The organism is Pseudomonas frederiksbergensis (assembly GCF_003732705.1).
GTDB classification, from domain to species: Bacteria; Pseudomonadota; Gammaproteobacteria; order Pseudomonadales; family Pseudomonadaceae; genus Aquipseudomonas; species Aquipseudomonas frederiksbergensis_F.
This window is the reverse complement of sequence record NZ_MOBR01000002.1, coordinates 199,670-219,623: the sequence shown is the minus strand read 5'-3', so window position 1 is coordinate 219,623 and position 19,954 is coordinate 199,670. Positions and strand designations below refer to the sequence as shown.

General features: G+C 60.9%; 15 protein-coding genes and 1 pseudogene. 13 read left to right on the top strand and 3 right to left on the bottom strand.

Going from position 1 to position 19,954, the window contains the following annotated elements; all coding sequences use genetic code 11:
* Positions 1-235 precede the first annotated feature (235 nt).
* The 4 genes from BK667_RS01655 to BK667_RS01640 all read left to right on the top strand — a co-directional run bounded on the left by BK667_RS01655 (position 236) and on the right by BK667_RS01640 (position 7,111).
* Positions 236-3,847 (top strand): DUF2339 domain-containing protein, encoded by a 3,612-nt coding sequence (locus BK667_RS01655; protein ID WP_123596624.1) that lies wholly within the window; start codon positions 236-238, stop codon positions 3,845-3,847.
* Positions 3,844-5,217 carry a DUF3999 domain-containing protein gene (locus BK667_RS01650; RefSeq protein WP_123596623.1) on the top strand — a complete coding sequence of 458 codons (1,374 nt, stop codon included), beginning with the start codon at positions 3,844-3,846 and terminating at the stop codon, positions 5,215-5,217. The genes BK667_RS01655 and BK667_RS01650 overlap by 4 nt, the downstream gene beginning before the upstream one ends.
* A gap of 276 nt (positions 5,218-5,493) precedes the next feature.
* Positions 5,494-6,504 (top strand): class 1 fructose-bisphosphatase, encoded by a 1,011-nt coding sequence (locus BK667_RS01645; RefSeq protein WP_123511179.1) that lies wholly within the window; start codon positions 5,494-5,496, stop codon positions 6,502-6,504.
* Positions 6,505-6,508: 4 nt separating this feature from the next.
* Entirely contained in the window at positions 6,509-7,111 is a 603-nt protein-coding gene (locus BK667_RS01640) for a DUF924 family protein (RefSeq protein WP_123596622.1), read from the top strand.
* A gap of 162 nt (positions 7,112-7,273) precedes the next feature.
* Here BK667_RS01640 and BK667_RS33910 read toward each other — a convergent pair whose 3' ends face one another.
* Together BK667_RS33910 and BK667_RS33905 are read right to left on the bottom strand one after the other, a co-directional pair.
* Positions 7,274-8,038: a methyl-accepting chemotaxis protein gene (locus tag BK667_RS33910; RefSeq protein WP_375538756.1), complete on the bottom strand. Its 765-nt coding sequence runs from the start codon at positions 8,036-8,038 to the stop codon at positions 7,274-7,276.
* A gap of 93 nt (positions 8,039-8,131) precedes the next feature.
* Positions 8,132-9,154: pseudogene (locus BK667_RS33905) on the bottom strand (HAMP domain-containing protein); the annotation flags it as partial.
* A 296-nt stretch (positions 9,155-9,450) separates the two neighbouring features.
* On the opposite strand from BK667_RS33905, the gene BK667_RS01630 reads away from it, so the two are divergent.
* Positions 9,451-9,705 carry a hypothetical protein gene (locus BK667_RS01630; RefSeq protein ID WP_054054697.1) on the top strand — a complete coding sequence of 85 codons (255 nt, stop codon included), beginning with the start codon at positions 9,451-9,453 and terminating at the stop codon, positions 9,703-9,705.
* A gap of 31 nt (positions 9,706-9,736) precedes the next feature.
* Positions 9,737-10,306, top strand: coding sequence for a lipocalin family protein (locus BK667_RS01625; RefSeq protein WP_123511173.1), 570 nt, complete (start codon positions 9,737-9,739; stop codon positions 10,304-10,306).
* A gap of 125 nt (positions 10,307-10,431) precedes the next feature.
* On the opposite strand, the gene BK667_RS01620 is transcribed toward BK667_RS01625, so the two are convergent.
* A complete protein-coding gene (locus BK667_RS01620) occupies positions 10,432-11,796 on the bottom strand; it encodes a formimidoylglutamate deiminase (protein WP_123596621.1) in 1,365 nt (454 codons plus the stop codon).
* Between the two features lie 146 nt (positions 11,797-11,942).
* Between BK667_RS01620 and hutC the strand changes: the two genes are divergently transcribed.
* The 7 genes from hutC to BK667_RS01580 all read left to right on the top strand — a co-directional run bounded on the left by hutC (position 11,943) and on the right by BK667_RS01580 (position 19,809).
* Positions 11,943-12,653, top strand: coding sequence for a histidine utilization transcriptional repressor HutC (gene hutC, locus BK667_RS01615; protein WP_178082336.1), 711 nt, complete (start codon positions 11,943-11,945; stop codon positions 12,651-12,653).
* A gap of 10 nt (positions 12,654-12,663) precedes the next feature.
* Positions 12,664-13,230: a HutD/Ves family protein gene (locus BK667_RS01610; RefSeq protein ID WP_123596619.1), complete on the top strand. Its 567-nt coding sequence runs from the start codon at positions 12,664-12,666 to the stop codon at positions 13,228-13,230.
* A gap of 479 nt (positions 13,231-13,709) precedes the next feature.
* On the top strand, positions 13,710-15,392 hold the full coding sequence (gene hutU, locus BK667_RS01600) for a urocanate hydratase (protein WP_123511165.1): 1,683 nt from the start codon (positions 13,710-13,712) through the stop codon (positions 15,390-15,392).
* 157 nt (positions 15,393-15,549) lie between these two features.
* Complete coding sequence (locus BK667_RS01595; protein ID WP_123596618.1) at positions 15,550-17,022, top strand: purine-cytosine permease family protein; 1,473 nt, start codon at positions 15,550-15,552, stop codon at positions 17,020-17,022.
* Between the two features lie 69 nt (positions 17,023-17,091).
* Positions 17,092-18,060, top strand: a complete 969-nt coding sequence (locus BK667_RS01590; protein ID WP_123511161.1) for an ABC transporter substrate-binding protein — start codon at positions 17,092-17,094, stop codon at positions 18,058-18,060.
* A gap of 70 nt (positions 18,061-18,130) precedes the next feature.
* Positions 18,131-18,982: an ABC transporter permease gene (locus BK667_RS01585; protein WP_123511159.1), complete on the top strand. Its 852-nt coding sequence runs from the start codon at positions 18,131-18,133 to the stop codon at positions 18,980-18,982.
* Entirely contained in the window at positions 18,979-19,809 is an 831-nt protein-coding gene (locus tag BK667_RS01580; RefSeq protein WP_054054680.1) for a quaternary amine ABC transporter ATP-binding protein, read from the top strand. The genes BK667_RS01585 and BK667_RS01580 overlap by 4 nt, the downstream gene beginning before the upstream one ends.
* The last annotated feature ends 145 nt before the right edge of the window (positions 19,810-19,954 follow it).

Sequence of the window (19,954 nt, the reverse complement as noted above, 5' to 3'; positions counted from 1 at the left end):
GCCCAACGTACGTTGGGCCGGATCGATATACTAAGCGCCAGTTTCACCGGATGTTTCAGTGGCGTCTGCGCGAATGCTTTCGCGGGCAAGCCTCGCTCCTACAGGTTATGTGTCGTGGCCCAATCCATGGCACACGCAAAACCTGCAGGAGCGAGGCTTGCCCGCGAAGACGTCAGCGCAGGCGACTCCAGGCTTCTGGACTTGCCCGCCAATGGGCCGCTTAGGGATATCGACCATGCAATGGATTTTCATGCTGATTGGCTTGGTGCTGGGCTGGATACTCGATGAGTCGTTCAGCGATGCGCTGTTGGGTGCGTTGCTCGGGTTGGGCATCGGCCAGACCATTCGCATTGTCCGTCTGGACAAGCAAGCCGCCGAGCAGCACCAATTGCTTGAACAGACGCAGGTGGCGCTGAATACGTTGCTGCAACGCCTGATCTCGCTGGAGGGTTCCGGCGTCAAAGCCGCTGAAACCAGCCAGCCGCCCATCAGCGAACCCGTCGCCACCCCTGAATTCATCCTCGACGAAGTCCACGTCGACATCCCCATCGAAGCCCCCGCCGAATCTCTGGAACTGGTCTGGGAGCTCCCGCCCGAACTGCAACCGATCACCGCTGCGGCCACCGAAACCAGCCGTCCGTTGCCTGCCGATGTCTGGACCCCGGAGCCGGTCGCCCGCGAACCTCGGCAACCGGCAGCCCCGCGCGAGCCCAATGTTTTCGACCGCGCTATCAATGGCGCCCGCAACTGGCTGTTCGGTGGCAACACTGTGCTGCGGGTCGGTGTGGTGCTGTTGTTCCTCGGCCTGGCGTTCCTGCTGCGTTATGCCACTGAAGGCATGGTGGTGCCGATCGAAATGCGTTACGCCGGTGTCGCCGCCAGTGCCTTGGGTTTGCTCGGCCTGGGCTGGTGGCTACGCCATCGCAACAATCATTACGCGCTGATGCTGCAAGGCACCGGGATTGCCGTGTTGTACCTGACGGTGTTCGCCGCGATGCGCTTGCACCCGCTGCTCGACCCGACAGCAGCCCTGGGTTTGCTGGTGGCGGTGACGGTGTTTTCGGCGATTCTGGCGATCACCCAGGATTCCCTGGCCCTGGCCTGCGCCGCCGCATTGGGTGGTTTTGCCGCGCCAATCCTGACCTCGACCGGTGCCGGCAACCACGTCGCGTTGTTAAGCTATTTCGCCCTGCTCAATGCCGGCATCCTCGCCATCGCCTGGTTCAAAGCCTGGCGGCCGCTCAACCTGATTGGCTTTGTCGGCACCTTCGGCATCGGTTTCGCCTGGGGGCTGCGCTCTTATGCGCCGGAACTGTTGTGGAGCACCGAACCGTTCCTGATTTTGTTTTTCCTGATGTACCTGGGCATCGGTCTGTTGTTTACCCGGCGCAAATTGTTGGAGATGACCGACGCGCCGGAAGACGACAGCCGTCAGGCGCTGCTGCACTGGTCGGCGCGCAAGGGCGATTACGTCGACGGCACGATGCTGTTCGGGCCACCGCTGGTGGGCTTCGGTTTGCAGTTCGCGCTGGTGCAGCATCTGGAATTCGCCGCTGCGTTCAGCGCACTGGCGCTGGGCATGATCTACATGGGCCTGGCCCGGTTGCTGATGGGCGGTCGCGCGTTGCTGCTGGCGGAAACCTGTCTTGCTCTGGGCGTGATCTTCGCCAGCCTGGCGATTCCCTTGGGCCTCGACGCGCGTTGGACGGCTGCGGCCTGGGCCGTGGAAGGCGCAGGGATTTTCTGGCTCGGCTTGCGTCAGCAACGACCGCTGGCCCGCGCCTTTGCGCTGCTGCTGCAACTGGGTTCGGCGCTGGCGTTTCTCAGCGAATTGCGCATCGGCGAAAGCAGCTTGCTGGACGGTTCATGGCTGGGCGCGTTGATGCTCGGCGTGGCGTTGCTGTTCAGCTTCTATCAGTTGCGTAAAGCCTCGCCAGATCAGACTTCACCGTGGGAACGCCAAGGCCTGCCCGTGTTGGCGTGTTTGGGCCTGACCTTCCTTTATCTGCTGGCGCCGTTGTTCTTCTTGACCCACGGCACGGCGATCAGTTGGGCGCTGGCCGGGTTGGCGACTTTGTTCGTCGGCTTGCGCCTGCAATCGCGCACGTTCCTGTTCACCGCGTTTGCCGTGCAGTTGCTCGGCGGCGCGTTGTTCCTGTTGCGCCTGAAAGGGGCGGGCGGCGATTCGGCGGTGGTGTTCAGCGCTGGCTGGAGCGGTTTGCTCAGTGCCTCGCTGATAGGCCTGGCGTTGATCGCCGGCATGTTGCTGGCGGCTCGTGACGAAATGGTGCGCAGCGATGTTCGGTTGCTGCGCGGTTTGTCGGTGGTGTTGCTGGCCGGTCTGGTGTTGATCAACCTCGCGGTCCTGTTCGTACTGCCATGGCAAACCGCGAGTGCGGTGTGGGCTGCCAGCGGCTTGTTCATCATCTGGCTGAGTCTGTACCTCAAGCAGCGCGTGAGTTTTGTCTTTGGCCTGCTGTTGCAGGTGATCGGTGGAGCGGCGTTCCTGTACGCCGGGCCTGATCTGCTGGGACCATTGGCCAGCGAAGGTTTGAAGCCTCTGGCCCACAGCGGCTTCTGGACGCCGTTGGTGCTCGGTCTGGCCGCGTTCGTGGGTGCCTGGCGCTTGCAGCTTGGCAATCACGCTTCGGCGTTCGATGTGCTGAGCCTGAATCGCTTGTCTGAATTGCTGCTGGTGTGGGGCGCGGGTTGGTGGGCGCTGGCCTGGATCAGCGAAGTGCTGCGCTTTGCCCCGGTGAACTTGCAAGCGACCTTGTTGCTGGCGGTTGCGGCGCTGAGTGTGGCGATTTGGGCGGCGTTGGCGCTGCGATTGAAATGGTCGGCGTTGGGCTTGCTCTGCACCTTGTTGATTCCAGCGGCAGGGCTGGTATTGGTCGCTGCTTGGCATTCGCGTTATCACCCGGCGGCCAACTTCGGTTGGCTGGTGTGGGCGGCGGTGTTTGCTGTGCACTTCTTCTCCCTTCGGCGCTTGGCGCCGATGCTGCCGGCACGCGCGCTCAGCACCGCCCACGTGCTCGGCTGCTGGCTGTTGATCGGTGTGTTGGCCCTGGAGCTGCGTTACGGTTTGCTGCTGTTGTCCGAGCAGTACAACGCCTGGCGCTGGTTGGGCTGGGCGATTCTGCCAAGTCTGTATCTGGTGCTGGCCGCCGCGCCGCGCAGTTGGCCATGGCCGGTGTCGGCGTATGCGCGCGAATATCGGGTCTATGCTGCCGCGCCGCTGGCGTTGCTGATGCTCGGCTGGTTCTGGCTGGCGAATGGCGTCAGCGACGGCACCGCCGAGCCATTGCCTTATGTGCCGCTGATCAACCCGTTGGAATTGGGCCTGCTGTTTGCGCTGTTCGGCGTTTACGTATGGTCGCGCAGCGCGGTGACGCAATTTGCCCTGCCGAAGGTTTACACCGAAAACGCCACGCAATTGATCGCCGGTGTTTCGTTGTTTGTCTTCTTCTCCGGGGTAGTCACGCGCACGGCTCACCATTGGGGCGGCGTACCGTTCGAGCTGGACTTGCTGCTGGCATCGATGCAGGTGCAGGCCGGTCTGTCGATCGTCTGGACCCTGATGGCGCTGGGCCTGATGATCGGCGGCCATCTGCGTCATCGCCGTGAAGTCTGGCTGATCGGCGCCGCGCTGATCGGCGTGGTGGTGGCCAAACTGTTCTTTGTCGAATTGAGTAACCGTGGCGGACTCGCCCGGATCGTCTCGTTTATCGGCGTTGGCGTGTTGTTGCTGGTGGTGGGCTATTTCGCCCCGCTGCCGCCCAAGCGTGCCGAGGCTGAGCCGGAGTCAGAAAAACCGGCCCCTGAAACCGAAGGAGTGTCGTCTTGAGTCAGAAGCTGAACCTGGGGTGGTTGGGCGCAGTTGCGCTGGGCGTGGCGCTGTCGGCCGGTGCCCAGGAAAAACCGTCGGACTTCAGCACTCAGGTGCCGTTGTCCGTGAGCGGCGAAGGGCCGTGGTATCGCCTCGAATTGCCGCTGAGCGTGCAACTGAACGCACGACAAACCGATCTCAGCGACGTGCGTGTATTCAACGCGGCCGGTGAGGCCCAGGCCTACGCCTTGGCTCGGCAAACCGCGCAATCCGCCGAAAACCGCACCACAACCGACGTGAAGTGGTTCCCGCTGTACAACTCGGCGGACGCCACCGAGCGCGCGCCGAGTGTGCGGGTGCAATCGAGCGCTAACGGCACGCTGGTGGAAGTGCAGCCGTCCAGTCAATTGGAGGCGGGGGAAGAAGTGCTGCGTGGCTGGTTGCTCGACGCCAGCGGGATCAAGGCACCGTTGCAGCAGTTGATCCTCGACTGGACCAGCGAGCGCGACGGCTTCCAGCGTTTCAGCATCGAGGCCAGCGACGACTTGCAGCATTGGCAGTCGTGGGGCGAAGGGCAGGTGGCGCGGTTGTCGTTTGCCGACGAGCGGGTCGAGCAACATGAAGTCGGCTTGCCGGGCCAATCGGCGCGCTATCTGCGTTTGTTGTGGAACGCCCCGCAATCGGCGCCGACCCTGACTTCCGCGCAACTGGAAAGCGCCAGCACCCGCAGCCTGCCGTTGCCGTTGGTCTGGTCGCCACCCTTGGCCGGTACGCGGTTGAAGGATGGCGAATACACCTGGCAATTGCCGATGGGGCTGAACGTTGAGCGAGTGCAGATTGAGTTGAATCAGCCCAACAGCCTGGCGCCGGTGAACTTGTCCGGTCGGCGCGAAAGCAGTTTGCCGTGGCAGCCCTTGAGCAGCGGTTTGCTCTATCGCCTGACCCAGAATGGTCAGGACGTGGTGCAGAACGAATTGCAGTTGTCGGGGCAAACCGTGCAGCAGTTGAAACTGACCGTGGATGAGCGCGGTGGTGGCCTGGGCGTTGAAGCGCCGACCGTGAAATTTGCCGTGCGCTCGACGCAAGTGGTGTTCCTGGCGCGTGGCGCCGGGCCCTATACGCTGGCGCTGGGCAGTGCGACGGTGAAGACAGCGAATTTGCCGTTGTCGACGTTGATTCCCGATTACAGCCCGGCGAAGTTTGCGTCGTTGGGCAAGGCTACGGTTGATGGCGGGGCGGTGGTGACACAGGCGCCGACGGCGGTTGCCGCTGCCACGGCGGACACCAACTGGAAGAAATTCGGGTTGTGGGCGGTGTTGTTGCTCAGTGTGCTGTTTTTGGCGGTAATGGCGGTCAGCCTGTTGCGCAAACCACCCGTCAAACCCTGAGATTGTTCGGCGCTGCGCGCCGTTCGCGGGCAAGCCTCGCTCCTACAGGTTCGCATCGTGCCAATTTGCGCGAACGACACAAAACCGTAGGAGCGAGGCTTGCCCGCGAAGGCGTCCTCCAACCCAGCAAAAATCCCGAAACTGCGTCGGTTTCGAACTACGCTAAACCCCGCACATGAACTCTATTGGGCGTATCACGTCTGATAGGAGGAAATGCGCCCCGACTCGCGTTAAACTGCGCGGGTTTTTAGCCCCCCCATTCCACCGGAGCCTTCCATGTCCCGCGTTACCCTGAGTCGCTATTTGATTGAGCAGACCCGTAGCAACAACACCCCTGCCGATCTGCGTTTCCTGATCGAAGTGGTGGCGCGCGCCTGTAAAGAAATCAGCCACGCCGTCTCCAAGGGCGCCCTCGGTGGTGTTCTGGGCAGCATGGGCACTGAAAACGTCCAAGGCGAAGTGCAGAAGAAGCTCGACGTGATCTCCAACGAGATCCTGCTCGAAGCCAACGAATGGGGCGGTCACCTGGCCGGCATGGCGTCCGAAGAAATGGACAATGCCTACCAGATCCCGGGCAAATACCCGAAAGGCGCGTACCTGCTGGTATTCGACCCACTGGACGGTTCGTCCAACATCGACATCAACGCCCCGGTCGGCACGATCTTCTCGGTGCTGCGTTGCCCGAGCGAATACCTGAGCCAGAACGAAGCGCTGAACGAAAAAGCCTTCCTGCAACCAGGCACCGAACAAGTTGCCGCCGGTTATGCCATCTACGGCCCGCAAACCATGCTGGTGCTGACCCTGGGCGACGGCGTGAAAGGCTTCACCCTGGACCGTGAAATGGGCAGCTTCGTACTGACCCACGAAGACATCACGATCCCGGAGTCCACTCAGGAATTCGCGATCAACTCGTCCAACCAGCGTCACTGGGAAGCCCCGGTACAACGCTACGTCGGCGAATTGCTGGCGGGCGATGAAGGCCCGTTGAAAAAGAACTACAACATGCGTTGGGTGGCCGCGATGGTTGCCGACGTGCACCGGATCCTGACCCGTGGTGGCCTGTTCATGTACCCACGTGACAGCCGCGAGCCGTCGAAGCCGGGCAAACTGCGTTTGATGTACGAAGCCAACCCGATGTCGTTCCTGGTCGAACAGGCTGGCGGCGCGTCCACCGATGGCCACCAGCGCATCCTCGACATCAAGCCCGATGGCCTGCACCAGCGCGTAGCGGTGTTCCTCGGCTCGAAAGAAGAAGTCGCACGCGTCACGGCTTACCACAAGGAATAAACCCATGACCGCGCCCTGGCAGCCGTTGCTCGAATGGTGGTTCGGAACAGCCGAATCCCCTGACGACATTCAGGCTGACAAGGGCAAGTTATGGTTCGGCAAGCGCGACAGCCAGGACCTCGAAGCGCAAACGCGTTTCGGGGACTGGGTCGAGCAGGCACTGGCCGGCGGTTTGACTGACTGGGCGCAACGCCCCGAAGGTTGGCTGGCCCTGGTGCTGCTACTCGACCAACTCCCGCGAATGATCTTTCGCGACACCCCCAAATCTTTCTCTGGTGATCTCCGGGCCCAGGCCCTGGTGGCGCAAGGCATCGCCGCGGATTTTGATCGGCAGTTGCGACCGATTCAGCGGGTGTTCATCTATCTCGTGTTTGAGCATTGCGAGAATCTGGCGGTGCAGAACGAAGCGGTTTCGCGGTTTATCGATTTGGTCGCGCAGCAGCCTGAGGCTGAACGGGCGGTGTTTGCCGATAACCTGGATTATGCCGAGCGGCATCGGAAGGTAATTGCGCAGTTTGGACGGTTTCCCCATCGCAATGCGGTGTTGGGAAGAGCGTCTACGGTTGAGGAGATTGAGTTTCTTTCGGGGCCGGGTTCCCGGTTCTAACCGATCGTTCCCACGTTCTGCGTGGGAATGCAGCCCGGGACGCTCCGCGTCCCATCCAGAGCCGAACGCGGAGCGTCCGAAGAGGCATTCCCACGCAGAGCGTGGGAACGATCAGTGCCTGTAGGAGCGAGGCTTGCCCGCGAAGAGGCCCTCTAGAACGATCTAGATCCTGAAACTACCCACCAACTGCTTCAACCGCGCCGCCTGCTGCTCAAGGTCTGAGCAAGCGCGCAAGGTGGCTTGCAGGTTTTCCACACCCTCTTGGTTCAGCGTGTTGATCTCAGTGATGTCGACGTTGATCGACTCCACCACCGCGGTCTGCTCTTCGGTCGCGGTGGCCACGGATTGGTTCATGCCGTCGATCTCGCCAATGCGCTGAGTCACGCTGCCCAGGCGTTCACCGGCCTGGTTGGCGATGCCGACGCTGCTTTCGCTCTGGCGCTGGCTGTCGGTCATGGTGCTGACCGCTTCCCGGGCGCCGACTTGCAGCTCTTCGATCATCTTCTGCACTTGCTGCGCCGAATCCTGGGTGCGGTGGGCGAGGTTGCGCACTTCGTCGGCAACCACGGCAAAACCGCGTCCGGCTTCACCGGCGCGCGCGGCTTCGATGGCGGCGTTGAGTGCCAGCAGGTTGGTTTGTTGGGAAATGCTGGTGATCACTTCCAGAATCTGCCCGATGTTCACCGTGTTGCTGTTGAGCGTCTCGATGTTGCCGCATGAATCGCTGATCTTCGCCGACAGCTGCTGCATCGCCGCAATGGTTTTATCCACCACCTGCTGACCATCTTCGGCCAGGGCGCGGGCGTCGCTGGAGTGTTGAGAGGCGAGGGCGGCGTTCTGGGCGATTTCCTGGGCGGCGGCCCCCAGTTCGTTGATCGCTGCGGCAACGCTGCTGGTGCGCGAGGCTTGCTGATCGGAGTTGTACATCGACGAGTTGGAAGCCGCGACAACCCGCAACGCTACTTCGTTAACCTGGCCGGTGGCCGAGGCGACTTCACGAATCGAGGTGTGGATTCGCTCCACGAAGCGGTTGAACGAAGTGCCCAGCGCGCCAAATTCATCGTGGCCGTGGATGGTCAGGCGCTTGGTCAAATCGCCTTCGCCTTCGGCGATGTCATGCATGGCGCGACCCATGGTCAGCAGCGGTTGCATCAGGAAACTGATCAGCATGCCCAGCAACGCGATGATGATCACCACGGCGATGACCATGGCGATGATGGCCGAGGTGCGGAATTCGCTGAGCATCGCGAACGCGGTGTCTTGATCGAGGACCAGCGCCACGTACCAGTCCGCCGACGGTACGCCGTTGACGTGGGTGAAGGAGATGAACTGCGACTTGCCGTCGAGCTCGACTTCTTTCAGGCCCGGGCTGACTTTCGGCGCGCCGTTCGGGTAGGCCTCGGCCAGGGTCTTGAGCACCAGTTTGCTGTCCGGGTGGATCAGGATCTTGCCGTCGGCGCTGACGATAAAAGCATGGCCATGACCGCCGAAATTCAGCGAGTTGATGATCGCGCTGACGCTGGTCAGGTCGATGTCCGCACCGGCAACGCCGATCATCTTGTTCTCATGCTGCACGGGCGTGGCGACGGTAATCACCAGTTTGCCGGACGACGCGGCGATGTACGGTTCGGTGACGATGGTTTGCCGCGCGCTATCGGCGGCCTTGTACCAGCCACGGGCGCGCGGGTCGTAGTCGGCGGCGCGGTTGCCCGCCGGGATCGAGGTCATCACGCCTTCGGTGCTGCCGAAGTAGCTCAACTGGAAATTGCCGGTGTAGGCCGGCAGGTCGATGGCGCGTTTCAGGCTGGCCGGGGCGCTGCCATCCACGGCGATCTGCTGAGACAGCGATTGCAGCAACTGAATGCGGCTTTCCAGCCACGTCTGGATGTTGCTGGTGGTCAGGCTGCCCAGTTCCTGCATCGAGGACTCGGTACTGCTGCGCAGGGTCTGGCGCTGGCGGTAGTCGTTGAAGAGGATGAAGCACGCGAATGCAACGGCCACTACGAGGGCGGCAGCCAACAAAATCTTGTGGCTGAACTTCATGTTTCTGGTCATTAGGTGAACTACCGCAAAAGGGCTGGTCAACGAGGGAGCGGCAATTTGCCACAGTAGCGGGCTTTGCGCTGCCTCTATTTCGACTGACCAGCGCCAAAGATTAGGCGTTATTCAGCGAAAACCGACGAATTGCCCAACCGCGCGACAAAGTCGCTGATTTATTGGCAAAAGGCAGACGAGCGGCCAAACAAATAGCCGGGCGGTCGGGGAACCAGATAGGGGTTTTCTCTTCTAAGCTTCAGCTTGGCAGCCATGCCAGTCCCCTTCGCCCCAGGAGCTACACCATGTCGCTGCGATCTATCGCCTTGCTCTCGTTTTGCGTGTTGTTGGTCGCATGCAGCAAGGTCAATCAGGAGAATTATTCCAAGCTGTCGGCCGGTATGGCCAAGGCCGAGGTTGAAACCTTGTTGGGTAAACCCGCCGATTGTTCAGGCGCGCTTGGCATGTCCAGTTGCACCTGGGGCGACAAAAACAGCTTTATCAGCGTGCAGTACGCCGGTGACAAAGTGCTGATGTTTTCCGGCCAAGGCCTGAAGTAAACCGGGGCTACGCGCCCACGGGAGAAAAACAATGAAGCGGTTATTGATAGTTCTTTTCGCCGGCCTGGTATTGGCTGGCTGCGCCTCTTCTGGCGTAGACCCGTTGGCGCCGAAGACGGCCAACAGCGTCAACCTCAAGCGTTACCAGGGCACCTGGTACGAGTTGGCCCGCCTGCCGATGTATTTCCAGCGCAACTGCGCGCAATCCGAAGCCCATTACACGCTCCTGCCGGACGGTAACGTGGCGGTACTCAACCGCTGCCTGACGCCGGACTGGCAATGGGAAGAAGCCAAGGGCACGGCCTGGCCGCAGGTGCCGGGCAAGACCGACAAACTGTGGGTCCAGTTCGATACCTGGTTTTCGCGTTTGATTCCGGGTGTGGCGAAGGGCGAATACTGGGTGCTGTACGTCAGCGATGACTACAAGACCGCCATTGTTGGCGACCCGAGCCGCAAGTACCTGTGGCTGCTGTCCCGGACCCCGACGGTCAACGGTGTGGTGCGTGAAGAACTGCTGAGCAAGGCGCGGCAGCAGGGTTACGACACGACGCGACTGATCTGGCGTGCGACGGATACGCAGATGGCCAAAACCTCGAACTAACGAGCTGATCGTTCCCACGCTCTGCGTGGGAATGCGGCCCTGGACGCTCCGCGTCCCTTTCAAAGCGGACGCAGAGCGTCTATTGAGGCATTCCCACGCGGAGCGTAGGAACGATCGGTCAGGGCTTAGCCGAGCAAATCGCGCAGGACTTGGGTGAATGTCCGGTTACTTTCTTCTTCGCCCGCATGCCGCCCGTCACGCACAACCCACTGGCCATTGACCAGCACATCGCGCACTTGACGGTCACCGCCAGCAAATAGCCAGCGATTCAAAATCCCGTCGCCATTGGCCGTCGCCAGGTACGGATCGTTGCCATCGAGCACCAGCCAATCCGCCCGCTTGCCGACTTCCAATGCACCAATTGGCTGCCCCAGCGCTTGAGCCCCACCATCCAATGCTGCGTCATACAGTGTGCGGCCGACCATCGGCTGATCCGCGCCATACAAGCGATTACGCCGCTGATCCCGCAGCCGCTGGCCGTATTCCAGCCAACGCAATTCTTCCACCACGCTTAACGACACATGGCTGTCGGAACCAATACCCATGCGCCCGCCCTGAGCAAGGAAATCCACCGCTGGGAAAATCCCGTCGCCGAGGTTAGCTTCGGTGGTCAGGCACAGACCGGCGATGGCGCGACTCTTGGCCATCAACGTGACTTCTTCCGGGTTGGCGTGGGTCGCGTGGACCAGGCACCAGCGCTGATCGACTTCGGTATTTTCGTACAGCCATTGCAGCGGACGGCGGCCGCTCCAGCTCAGGCAGTCATCGACTTCCTTCTGCTGTTCGGCAATGTGAATGTGCACCGGGCATTGCTTGTCGCTGGCGGCCAACACTTCGCTGATCTGCTGCGGGGTGACCGCGCGCAACGAGTGGAAACACAACCCCAACGACTGCGCCGGTTGCTGCGCCAGGATCGGCTGCAAACGCGACTGAAGCTTCAGGTAGTTTTCGGTGCTGTTGATAAAGCGCCGCTGGCCATTGTTCGGGGCCTGGCCGCCGAAACCGGAGTGGCTGTAGAGCACCGGCAGCAGGGTCAAACCGATGCCGGCGGAACTGGCGGCCTGGCTGATACGCAGCGCCAATTCGGCTGGATCAGCATAAGGCTGGCCATTGGTGTCGTGGTGTACGTAATGAAATTCCGCGACCGAGGTGTAACCGGCCTTGAGCATTTCGATGTACAGCTGACGAGCGATGACGCCGAGTTGATCCGGGCTGATTTTTCCGACGAGGCGATACATCAAATCGCGCCAGGTCCAGAAACTGTCGTTCGGATTACCCGCCACTTCCGCCAGCCCGGCCATCGCGCGTTGGAAGGCGTGGGAGTGCAAATTCGGCATGCCTGGCAGCAGTGGACCGCTTAGCCGTTCGGCGCCATCTGCATTGGAATCGGCCTGGATATGGGTCAAGACGCCGTCGGCGCTGACCTCAAGACGTACATTGTTGGCCCATCCACTAGGCAGCAGCGCGCGTTCGGCAAAGAAGGCGGACATGGTTCAGCACCCCATCGTGTGTTATTTGTATATACATATACAGACGTTTGCCTGCTCGGTAAACTCCGGCAAGCTAGCAACCTTTACTAAACGAACAGGGATTAACCGTGCCGACTCCGCCTGCAGTGTCACCGTTGGCCGCGAACATGGGCGACAGTCCGGCGCCCTTGTACGCCCGCGTCAAACAGATGATCACCCAGCAAATCGACAGTGGAAACTGGCCGCCGCACTACCGCGTTCCGTCGGAAAGCGAGCTGGTCAATCAACTGGGTTTCAGCCGCATGACCATCAACCGCGCCCTGCGCGAGATGACCGCCGACGGTCTGTTGGTGCGCATGCAGGGTGTCGGCACGTTCGTCGCCGAGCCGAAAAGCCAGTCCGCGCTGTTTGAAGTGCACAACATCGCCGACGAAATCGCCTCTCGCGGTCACCGCCACACCTGCAAGGTCATCACCCTTGAAGAAGAGGCCGCCGGTTCCGAGCGCGCGCTGGCCCTGGACATGCGCGAAGGGCAGCGGGTGTTCCACTCGCTGATCGTGCATTTCGAAAATGATATTCCGGTGCAAATCGAAGACCGTTTCGTCAACGCGCTGGTGGCGCCGGACTACCTCAAGCAGGACTTCACCCTGCAAACGCCTTACGCCTATTTGAACCAGGTCGCGCCGCTGACTGAAGGCGAGCACGTGGTCGAGGCGATTCTGGCCGAGGCGTCCGAGTGCAAGTTGTTGCAGATTGAAAAGGGCGAGCCGTGCCTGCTGATCCGTCGCCGCACCTGGTCCGGCCGTCAACCCGTGACCGCCGCCCGTTTGATCCACCCCGGTTCCCGTCATCGTCTGGAAGGACGGTTCCATAAATAGAGAGCCATAAATGAAAGCAAAGGTTCTACGCGCCAAAGACTACCCGCGCATGCCGTGGAAAAACGGCGGCGGCAGCACTGAAGAAATCACCCGCGATGCAGGCACTGGCCTGGATGGTTTCGGCTGGCGTCTGTCGATTGCCGATATCGGTGAGTCGGGCGGCTTCTCGACATTCGCCGGCTATGAGCGGGTGATCACCGTGCTGCAAGGCGAGGGCATGACCTTGCGCGTTGACGGCCAGGACACGCGCCCGTTGTTACCGCTGGACCCGTTTGCCTTCAGCGGCGAGAGCCAGGTCTCCTGCACCTTGCTCGGCGGGCTGATTCGCGATTTCAATCTGATCTATGCGCCGCAGCGGTATAGCGCGCGGTTGCAGTGGTCGGATGGCGAGCAGCGGTTTTTCAGTTCGGCCGGGACTGTGCTGGTGTTCAGTGTCACCGAGACGCTGGAAGTGAAGGTCGGTAACAGCGACGCACAACTTGGACGCCATGATTGCCTGCGACTCGACGGCAATACCGGTCTGCTGGAAGTCGCCAGTAACGGGCCGTGCTGCGTGATCGAGCTGATCGCACGCTGATCCAAACCCTCCACTGATCGTTCCCACGCTCCCGCGTGGGAATGCATCCCGTGACGCTCCGCGTCACAGTCGTAACAGCGGACGCGGAGCGTCCCTGGCGGCGTTACCACGCAGAGCGTGGGAACGATCATGCGATTCGAAACTGCGCACCACTTTGTTACCGAACGCCCCAGCGTGGCGCAAAACCACGCTCAAGTAACAGCCGCCACGCCCCCGCAAAATCCCCGCGAAAAATTTCATCTTCCGCAAAACCCTTGATCTACAGGCTTTCCAGCCCGACCAAAACTTTTCTTGAATGCCCATCCAACAAGTTGGCCGCTTGATTGCATATGCTTGTATGTACAAGTAAAGACGTATGCGTATGAGTCGACCGAGACTCCTCGCAGCGTCCACTGATTCGCTTGTGGCGCAACGACGCGCACAGGCTGGCTTGCCCACTGCCAGGGTTGGTTTGAATTGATCGCTGAGGAGTCTTTTTCGTGACTGACAATAAGCCTACTAAATACCGCAATGTTGAAATCCGCGCTGCCCGCGGTAACAAGCTGACCGCCAAGAGCTGGCTGACCGAAGCGCCGCTGCGCATGTTGATGAACAACCTCGACCCGGAAGTCGCCGAGAACCCTAAAGAACTGGTGGTTTACGGTGGTATCGGTCGTGCGGCGCGTAACTGGGAATGCTACGACAAGATCGTCGAAAGCCTGACCAACCTGAATGACGACGAGACCCTGCTGGTGCAATCCGGCAAACCGGTCGGCGTGTTCAAGACCCACACCAACGCCCCACGCGTGCTGATCGCCAACTCCAACCTGGTGCCACACTGGGCGAGCTGGGAACACTTCAACGAACTCGACGCCAAAGGCCTGGCCATGTACGGCCAGATGACCGCCGGCAGCTGGATCTACATCGGCAGCCAGGGCATCGTCCAGGGCACCTACGAAACCTTCGTCGAAGCCGGTCGCCAACACTACAACGATGACCTCAAAGGTCGTTGGGTCCTGACCGCAGGTCTGGGCGGCATGGGCGGCGCTCAACCGCTGGCCGCAACATTGGCCGGCGCGTGTTCGCTGAACATCGAATGCCAGCAGGTGAGCATCGATTTCCGCTTGAACAGCCGCTACGTCGACGAGCAAGCCAAAGACCTCGACGATGCACTGGCCCGCATCGAAAAATACACCAAAGAAGGCAAGGCGATTTCCATCGCGCTGCTGGGCAACGCGGCAGAAATCCTGCCGGAACTGGTCAAGCGCGGCGTGCGCCCGGACATGGTCACCGACCAGACCAGCGCCCACGACCCGCTCAACGGTTACCTGCCGGCCGGCTGGACCTGGGAAGAGTACCGCGCTCGCGCCAAGACCGAGCCTGCTGCCGTGGTCAAAGCCGCCAAGCAATCCATGGCCGTGCACGTTAAAGCGATGCTCGAATTCCAGAAAATGGGCATTCCGACCTTCGACTACGGCAACAACATCCGTCAGATGGCCCAGGAAGAAGGCGTGGAAAACGCGTTCGATTTCCCAGGCTTTGTACCGGCTTACATCCGTCCACTGTTCTGCCGCGGCATCGGCCCGTTCCGTTGGGCTGCACTGTCGGGCAACGCCGAAGACATCTACAAAACCGACGCCAAAGTAAAAGAACTGATCCCGGACGACGCCCACCTGCACAACTGGCTGGACATGGCCCGTGAGCGCATCAGCTTCCAGGGTCTGCCGGCCCGTATCTGCTGGGTTGGCCTGGGCCTGCGCGCCAAGCTTGGCCTGGCGTTCAACGAAATGGTGCGTAGCGGCGAATTGTCCGCGCCAATCGTCATCGGTCGCGACCACCTGGACTCCGGTTCGGTCGCTAGCCCGAACCGTGAAACCGAGTCGATGCAGGACGGTTCCGACGCTGTGTCCGACTGGCCACTGCTCAACGCTCTGCTCAACACCGCGAGCGGCGCGACCTGGGTTTCCCTGCACCACGGCGGCGGCGTCGGCATGGGCTTCTCCCAGCACTCGGGCATGGTGATTGTCTGCGACGGTACGGACGAAGCGGCCGAGCGTATTGCTCGCGTACTGCACAACGACCCGGCGACCGGCGTTATGCGTCACGCCGATGCGGGTTACCAGATCGCGATCGATTGCGCCAAGGAACAAGGCCTGAACCTGCCGATGATTACCGGCAAATGATAGAACGGGCCGCCTGTGATGGGTGGCCCAACGCAAAATCTGTAGGAGCGAGGCTTGCCCGCGAAGGCGTCTTTTCTGACACACCGCGGTTCGCGGGCAAGCCTCGCTCCTACAGGGATTCCACCAACACCAACTAACAATCCACAGAGGTTGAATCATGGCTGTTAACAACGATCGTGCAGGCAACAAACCGTTGATCGAGAAACGTTCGATCGACTACATCCCGGAAGCGGAAAGACACGGTCGTCTGTTGAGCCAGTTCACCCTGTGGATGGGTGCCAATCTGCAAATCACCGCGATTGTCACCGGGGCCCTGGCCGTGGTGCTCGGCGGTGATGTGTTCTGGTCGTTGATCGGTTTGCTGATCGGCCAATTGCTCGGCGGTGGCGTGATGGCGCTGCATGCGGCGCAAGGGCCGAAGCTTGGCCTGCCGCAGATGATCTCCAGCCGGGTGCAGTTCGGCGTGTATGGCGCGGCCATCCCGATCGTGCTGGTGTGCTTGATGTACCTCGGTTTCACCGCAACCGGAACCGTGCTTTCCGGCCAGGCGCTGGGCCAGTTGTTTGGCGTCAGCGACAGCGTCGGGATCCTTATCTTTGCCAGTGTCATCGTGCTGGTCACGGTGCTCGGTTATCGGGTGATCCATTGGATTGGCCGTGTTGCCAGCGTCATTGGCGTGATTGCCTTTGTGTACCTGTTCATGCGTCTGGTGAGTCAGACGGACATTGGCGCACTCCTGCAAATCCGCCACTTCAGCTGGAGCAGTTTCCTGCTGGCGGTGTCGCTCGCGGCGTCCTGGCAGATCGCCTTCGGCCCCTACGTGGCTGACTACTCACGCTACTTGCCGAGCAAGACGTCCTCGGTGAAAACCTTTTTCGCCGCTGGCGCAGGTTCGGTGGTTGGCGCACAAGTGGCGATGGTCCTCGGCGTGTTCGCCGCTGCCTCGGCCAACGGCCAATTTGCCGGCCACGAAGTCGCCTACATCGTGGGTCTGGGCGGTACCGGTGCCACCGCTGCGCTGCTGTACTTCAGCATCGCGTTCGGCAAGGTCACCATCTCCACGCTGAACTCGTACGGCAGCTTCATGTGCATTGCGACCATCATCAGCGGTTTCCGTGGTGATCTGAAAGTAACGCGCTTGCAGCGTCTGGTGTTCGTGCTGGTCATCGTCGGTGCCGCGACCCTGATGGCGTTGCTCGGTCAGCACTCGTTCCTCGGTGCGTTCAAGTCCTTCATCCTGTTCTTGCTCGCATTCTTTACGCCATGGAGCGCGATCAACCTGGTGGACTACTACTGCATCACCCGCGAGCGCTATGACGTGCCGGCGCTGGCCGATCCGAACGGTCGCTACGGTCGTTGGAACATCCTTGGCATCAGCGTCTATGTCTTCGGTGTGCTGGTGCAATTGCCGTTCATCTCCACCAAGTTCTACACCGGTCCGCTGGTGGCGGCCCTGGGTGATGTGGATATTTCCTGGATCATCGGTCTGGTGCTTCCCGCCGCGCTGTATTACGTGTGCGCGAAAAAATGGCACAGCGCAGTACCCGATCACCTGATTCTGCCAGTCGAGCAGGACAGCGAAGCAGCACCTATAACAAGCGGGGCCAGTCGCGCTGCGGCGCGGGCCTGATTGGACGTGGACAGGGCTGGATGCCTCTTGACTGCCGTAAGCCAACTCATGATTAGGAGCGTCACTACAATGAAATCGAACAAGACCCTGCTGACCACATTGCTTTCCATGGGCCTGCTGGCCAGCGCCGGAGCCACCCAGGCAGCCGGTTGGTGCGAGTCGGGCAAACCGGTGAAATTCGCCGGCCTGAACTGGGAAAGCGCGATGTTGCTGACCGACGTGCTGCAAGTCGTGTTGGAGAAAGGCTACGACTGCAAGACCGACAGCTTGCCGGGCAACTCCATTACCATGGAAAACGCCCTGAGCAGCAACGACATCCAGATCTTTGCCGAAGAGTGGGTTGGCCGCAGCGAGGTCTGGAACAAGGCCGAGAAGGCCGGCAAGGTTGTCGGTGTCGGCGCTCCAGTGGTGGGTGCAATCGAAGGCTGGTACGTGCCGCGTTATGTGATCGAAGGCGACGCCAAGCGCAAGCTGGAGCCGAAAGCGCCGGACCTGAAAAACATTGCTGACCTGGCCAAGTACGCCTCGGTGTTCAAGGATCAGGAAGAGCCAGCCAAGGGCCGTTTCTACAACTGCCCGGCCGGCTGGACCTGTGAACTGGACAACAGCGAAATGCTGAAAAGCTACGGCCTGGAAAGCACTTACACCAACTTCCGCCCAGGCACCGGCCCGGCGCTGGATGCGGCGGTGTTGTCGAGCTACAAGCGTGGCGAGCCGATCCTGTTCTACTACTGGTCGCCAACGCCGCTGATGGGTCAGGTTGACCTGGTCAAACTCGAAGAGAAACCAGGCGTCGACAAGCGCGTGACCATCAAGGTCGGCCTGTCCAAGACGTTCCACGAGCAAGCCCCGGAACTGGTGGCCGTGCTGGAAAAGGTCAACCTGCCAATCGACTTGCTGAACCAGAACCTCGGGCGCATGACCAAAGAGCGGATCGAATCGCCAAAACTGGCCAAGATCTTCTTGAAGGAACATCCTGAAGTCTGGCACGCATGGGTGAGCGACGACGCAGCCAAGAAAATCGACGCGGCCTTGTAGGTTGAGCCTCTCCGACTGTCGGCAACGGCAGTCGGACGCTTGATCGCAACCCCTTGATTGAGAGTCTCTTATGTTTCCCGAAAGCTTTACCTTTTCCATCGCCGACTGGGTCAACAGTTGGGTCGATTCGCTGGTCACCAACTACGGCGACGTGTTCCGGCACATCTCCGACACCCTGTTGTGGGCCATCGTCAATCTTGAAGGCATGCTGCGTGCAGCTCCGTGGTGGCTGATGTTGGCGATCGTGGCGGGCGTGGCCTGGCACGCGACCCGTAAAGTCGTGACCACGGCGGTTATCGTCGGTCTGTTGTTCCTGGTGGGTGCGGTCGGCCTCTGGGACAAGCTGATGCAGACCCTGGCGCTGATGATGGTAGCGACGATCATTTCGGTGCTGATCGGCATTCCCCTGGGCATTCTTTCGGCGCGCAGCAATCGCCTGCGTTCGGTGCTGATGCCGCTGCTGGACATCATGCAGACCATGCCGAGTTTCGTGTACCTGATCCCGGTGCTGATGCTGTTCGGCCTGGGCAAGGTTCCGGCGATTTTCGCGACCGTGATCTACGCCGCGCCACCGCTGATTCGCCTGACTGACCTTGGCATTCGCCAGGTTGACGGCGAAGTGATGGAAGCGATCAACGCCTTCGGTGCCAACCGCTGGCAGCAACTGTTCGGCGTGCAACTGCCGCTGGCCCTGCCGAGCATCATGGCCGGGATCAACCAGACCACCATGATGGCCCTGTCGATGGTGGTGATTGCCTCGATGATCGGTGCCCGTGGCCTGGGCGAAGACGTGTTGGTGGGGATTCAGACCCTCAACGTCGGGCGTGGCCTTGAAGCCGGTCTGGCGATCGTGATTCTGGCAGTGGTGATCGACCGCATTACGCAAGCATATGGTCGGCCACGGCATGAGGTGAGCAAATGAACGACGCAACCGTGAGCAAAATCGAAGTCAAAAACGTCTTCAAGATTTTCGGCAATCGCTCCAAGGAAGCGCTGGGCATGATTGGCCAGGGCAAGACCAAGGATCAGGTGCTGGCCGAAACCGGCTGCGTGGTCGGCGTGAACGACTTGTCCCTGAGCATCGGCACTGGCGAGATCTTCGTGATCATGGGTCTGTCGGGTTCCGGTAAATCGACCCTGGTGCGTCACTTCAATCGCCTGATCGACCCGACTAGCGGCGCGATCCTGGTGGACGGCGTGGACATCCTGCAATACGACATGGAAGCCCTGCGCCAATTCCGTCGCCACAAGATCAGCATGGTGTTCCAGAGCTTCGGCCTGCTGCCGCACAAGACCGTGGTCGACAACGTTGCCTACGGCTTGAAAGTGCGTGGCGAGAGCAAGCAAATGTGCTCCGAACGCGCGCTGCACTGGATCAACACCGTGGGCCTCAAAGGCTACGAAAACAAATACCCGCACCAGCTCTCCGGTGGCATGCGTCAACGTGTGGGCCTGGCCCGCGCCCTGGCGGCGGACACCGACATCATCCTGATGGACGAAGCGTTCAGCGCCCTCGATCCGCTGATCCGCGCCGAAATGCAGGACCAGTTGCTGGAACTGCAAAAGACCCTGCACAAGACCATCGTGTTCATCACCCACGACCTCGACGAGGCTGTGCGCATTGGTAACCGGATTGCGATTCTCAAGGATGGACGCCTGATTCAGGTGGGTACGCCGAGAGAGATCCTCCACTCGCCGGCGGATGAGTATGTGGACCGGTTCGTACAGCGGCGGGCGGCGGTGGTTTAACCGTCGATCGTTCCCACGCTCTGCGTGGGAATGCATCCCGTGACGCTCCGCGTCACCCATGCGCCGGGCTTGAACCTTGCGCTGAACACGGGACGCGGAGCGTCCCAGGCGGCATTCCCACGCAGAGCGTGGGAACGATCAACTT

Excerpts from the sequence above, each read along its gene's own strand:
- BK667_RS01630 (WP_054054697.1), top strand. The coding sequence starts at position 9,451 with ATGTCGCTGCGATCTATCGCCTTGCTCTCGTTTTGCGTGTTGTTGGTC.
- BK667_RS01655 (WP_123596624.1), top strand. The coding sequence starts at position 236 with ATGCAATGGATTTTCATGCTGATTGGCTTGGTGCTGGGCTGGATACTC.
- BK667_RS01645 (WP_123511179.1), top strand. The coding sequence starts at position 5,494 with ATGTCCCGCGTTACCCTGAGTCGCTATTTGATTGAGCAGACCCGTAGC.
- BK667_RS01640 (WP_123596622.1), top strand. The coding sequence starts at position 6,509 with ATGACCGCGCCCTGGCAGCCGTTGCTCGAATGGTGGTTCGGAACAGCC.
- BK667_RS33910 (WP_375538756.1), bottom strand. The coding sequence starts at position 8,038 with ATGTACAACTCCGATCAGCAAGCCTCGCGCACCAGCAGCGTTGCCGCA.
- BK667_RS01595 (WP_123596618.1), top strand. The coding sequence starts at position 15,550 with ATGGCTGTTAACAACGATCGTGCAGGCAACAAACCGTTGATCGAGAAA.
- BK667_RS01585 (WP_123511159.1), top strand. The coding sequence starts at position 18,131 with ATGTTTCCCGAAAGCTTTACCTTTTCCATCGCCGACTGGGTCAACAGT.
- BK667_RS01620 (WP_123596621.1), bottom strand. The coding sequence starts at position 11,796 with ATGTCCGCCTTCTTTGCCGAACGCGCGCTGCTGCCTAGTGGATGGGCC.
- BK667_RS01580 (WP_054054680.1), top strand. The coding sequence starts at position 18,979 with ATGAACGACGCAACCGTGAGCAAAATCGAAGTCAAAAACGTCTTCAAG.
- hutC (WP_178082336.1), top strand. The coding sequence starts at position 11,943 with ATGGGCGACAGTCCGGCGCCCTTGTACGCCCGCGTCAAACAGATGATC.
- BK667_RS01590 (WP_123511161.1), top strand. The coding sequence starts at position 17,092 with ATGAAATCGAACAAGACCCTGCTGACCACATTGCTTTCCATGGGCCTG.
- BK667_RS01610 (WP_123596619.1), top strand. The coding sequence starts at position 12,664 with ATGAAAGCAAAGGTTCTACGCGCCAAAGACTACCCGCGCATGCCGTGG.
- BK667_RS01625 (WP_123511173.1), top strand. The coding sequence starts at position 9,737 with ATGAAGCGGTTATTGATAGTTCTTTTCGCCGGCCTGGTATTGGCTGGC.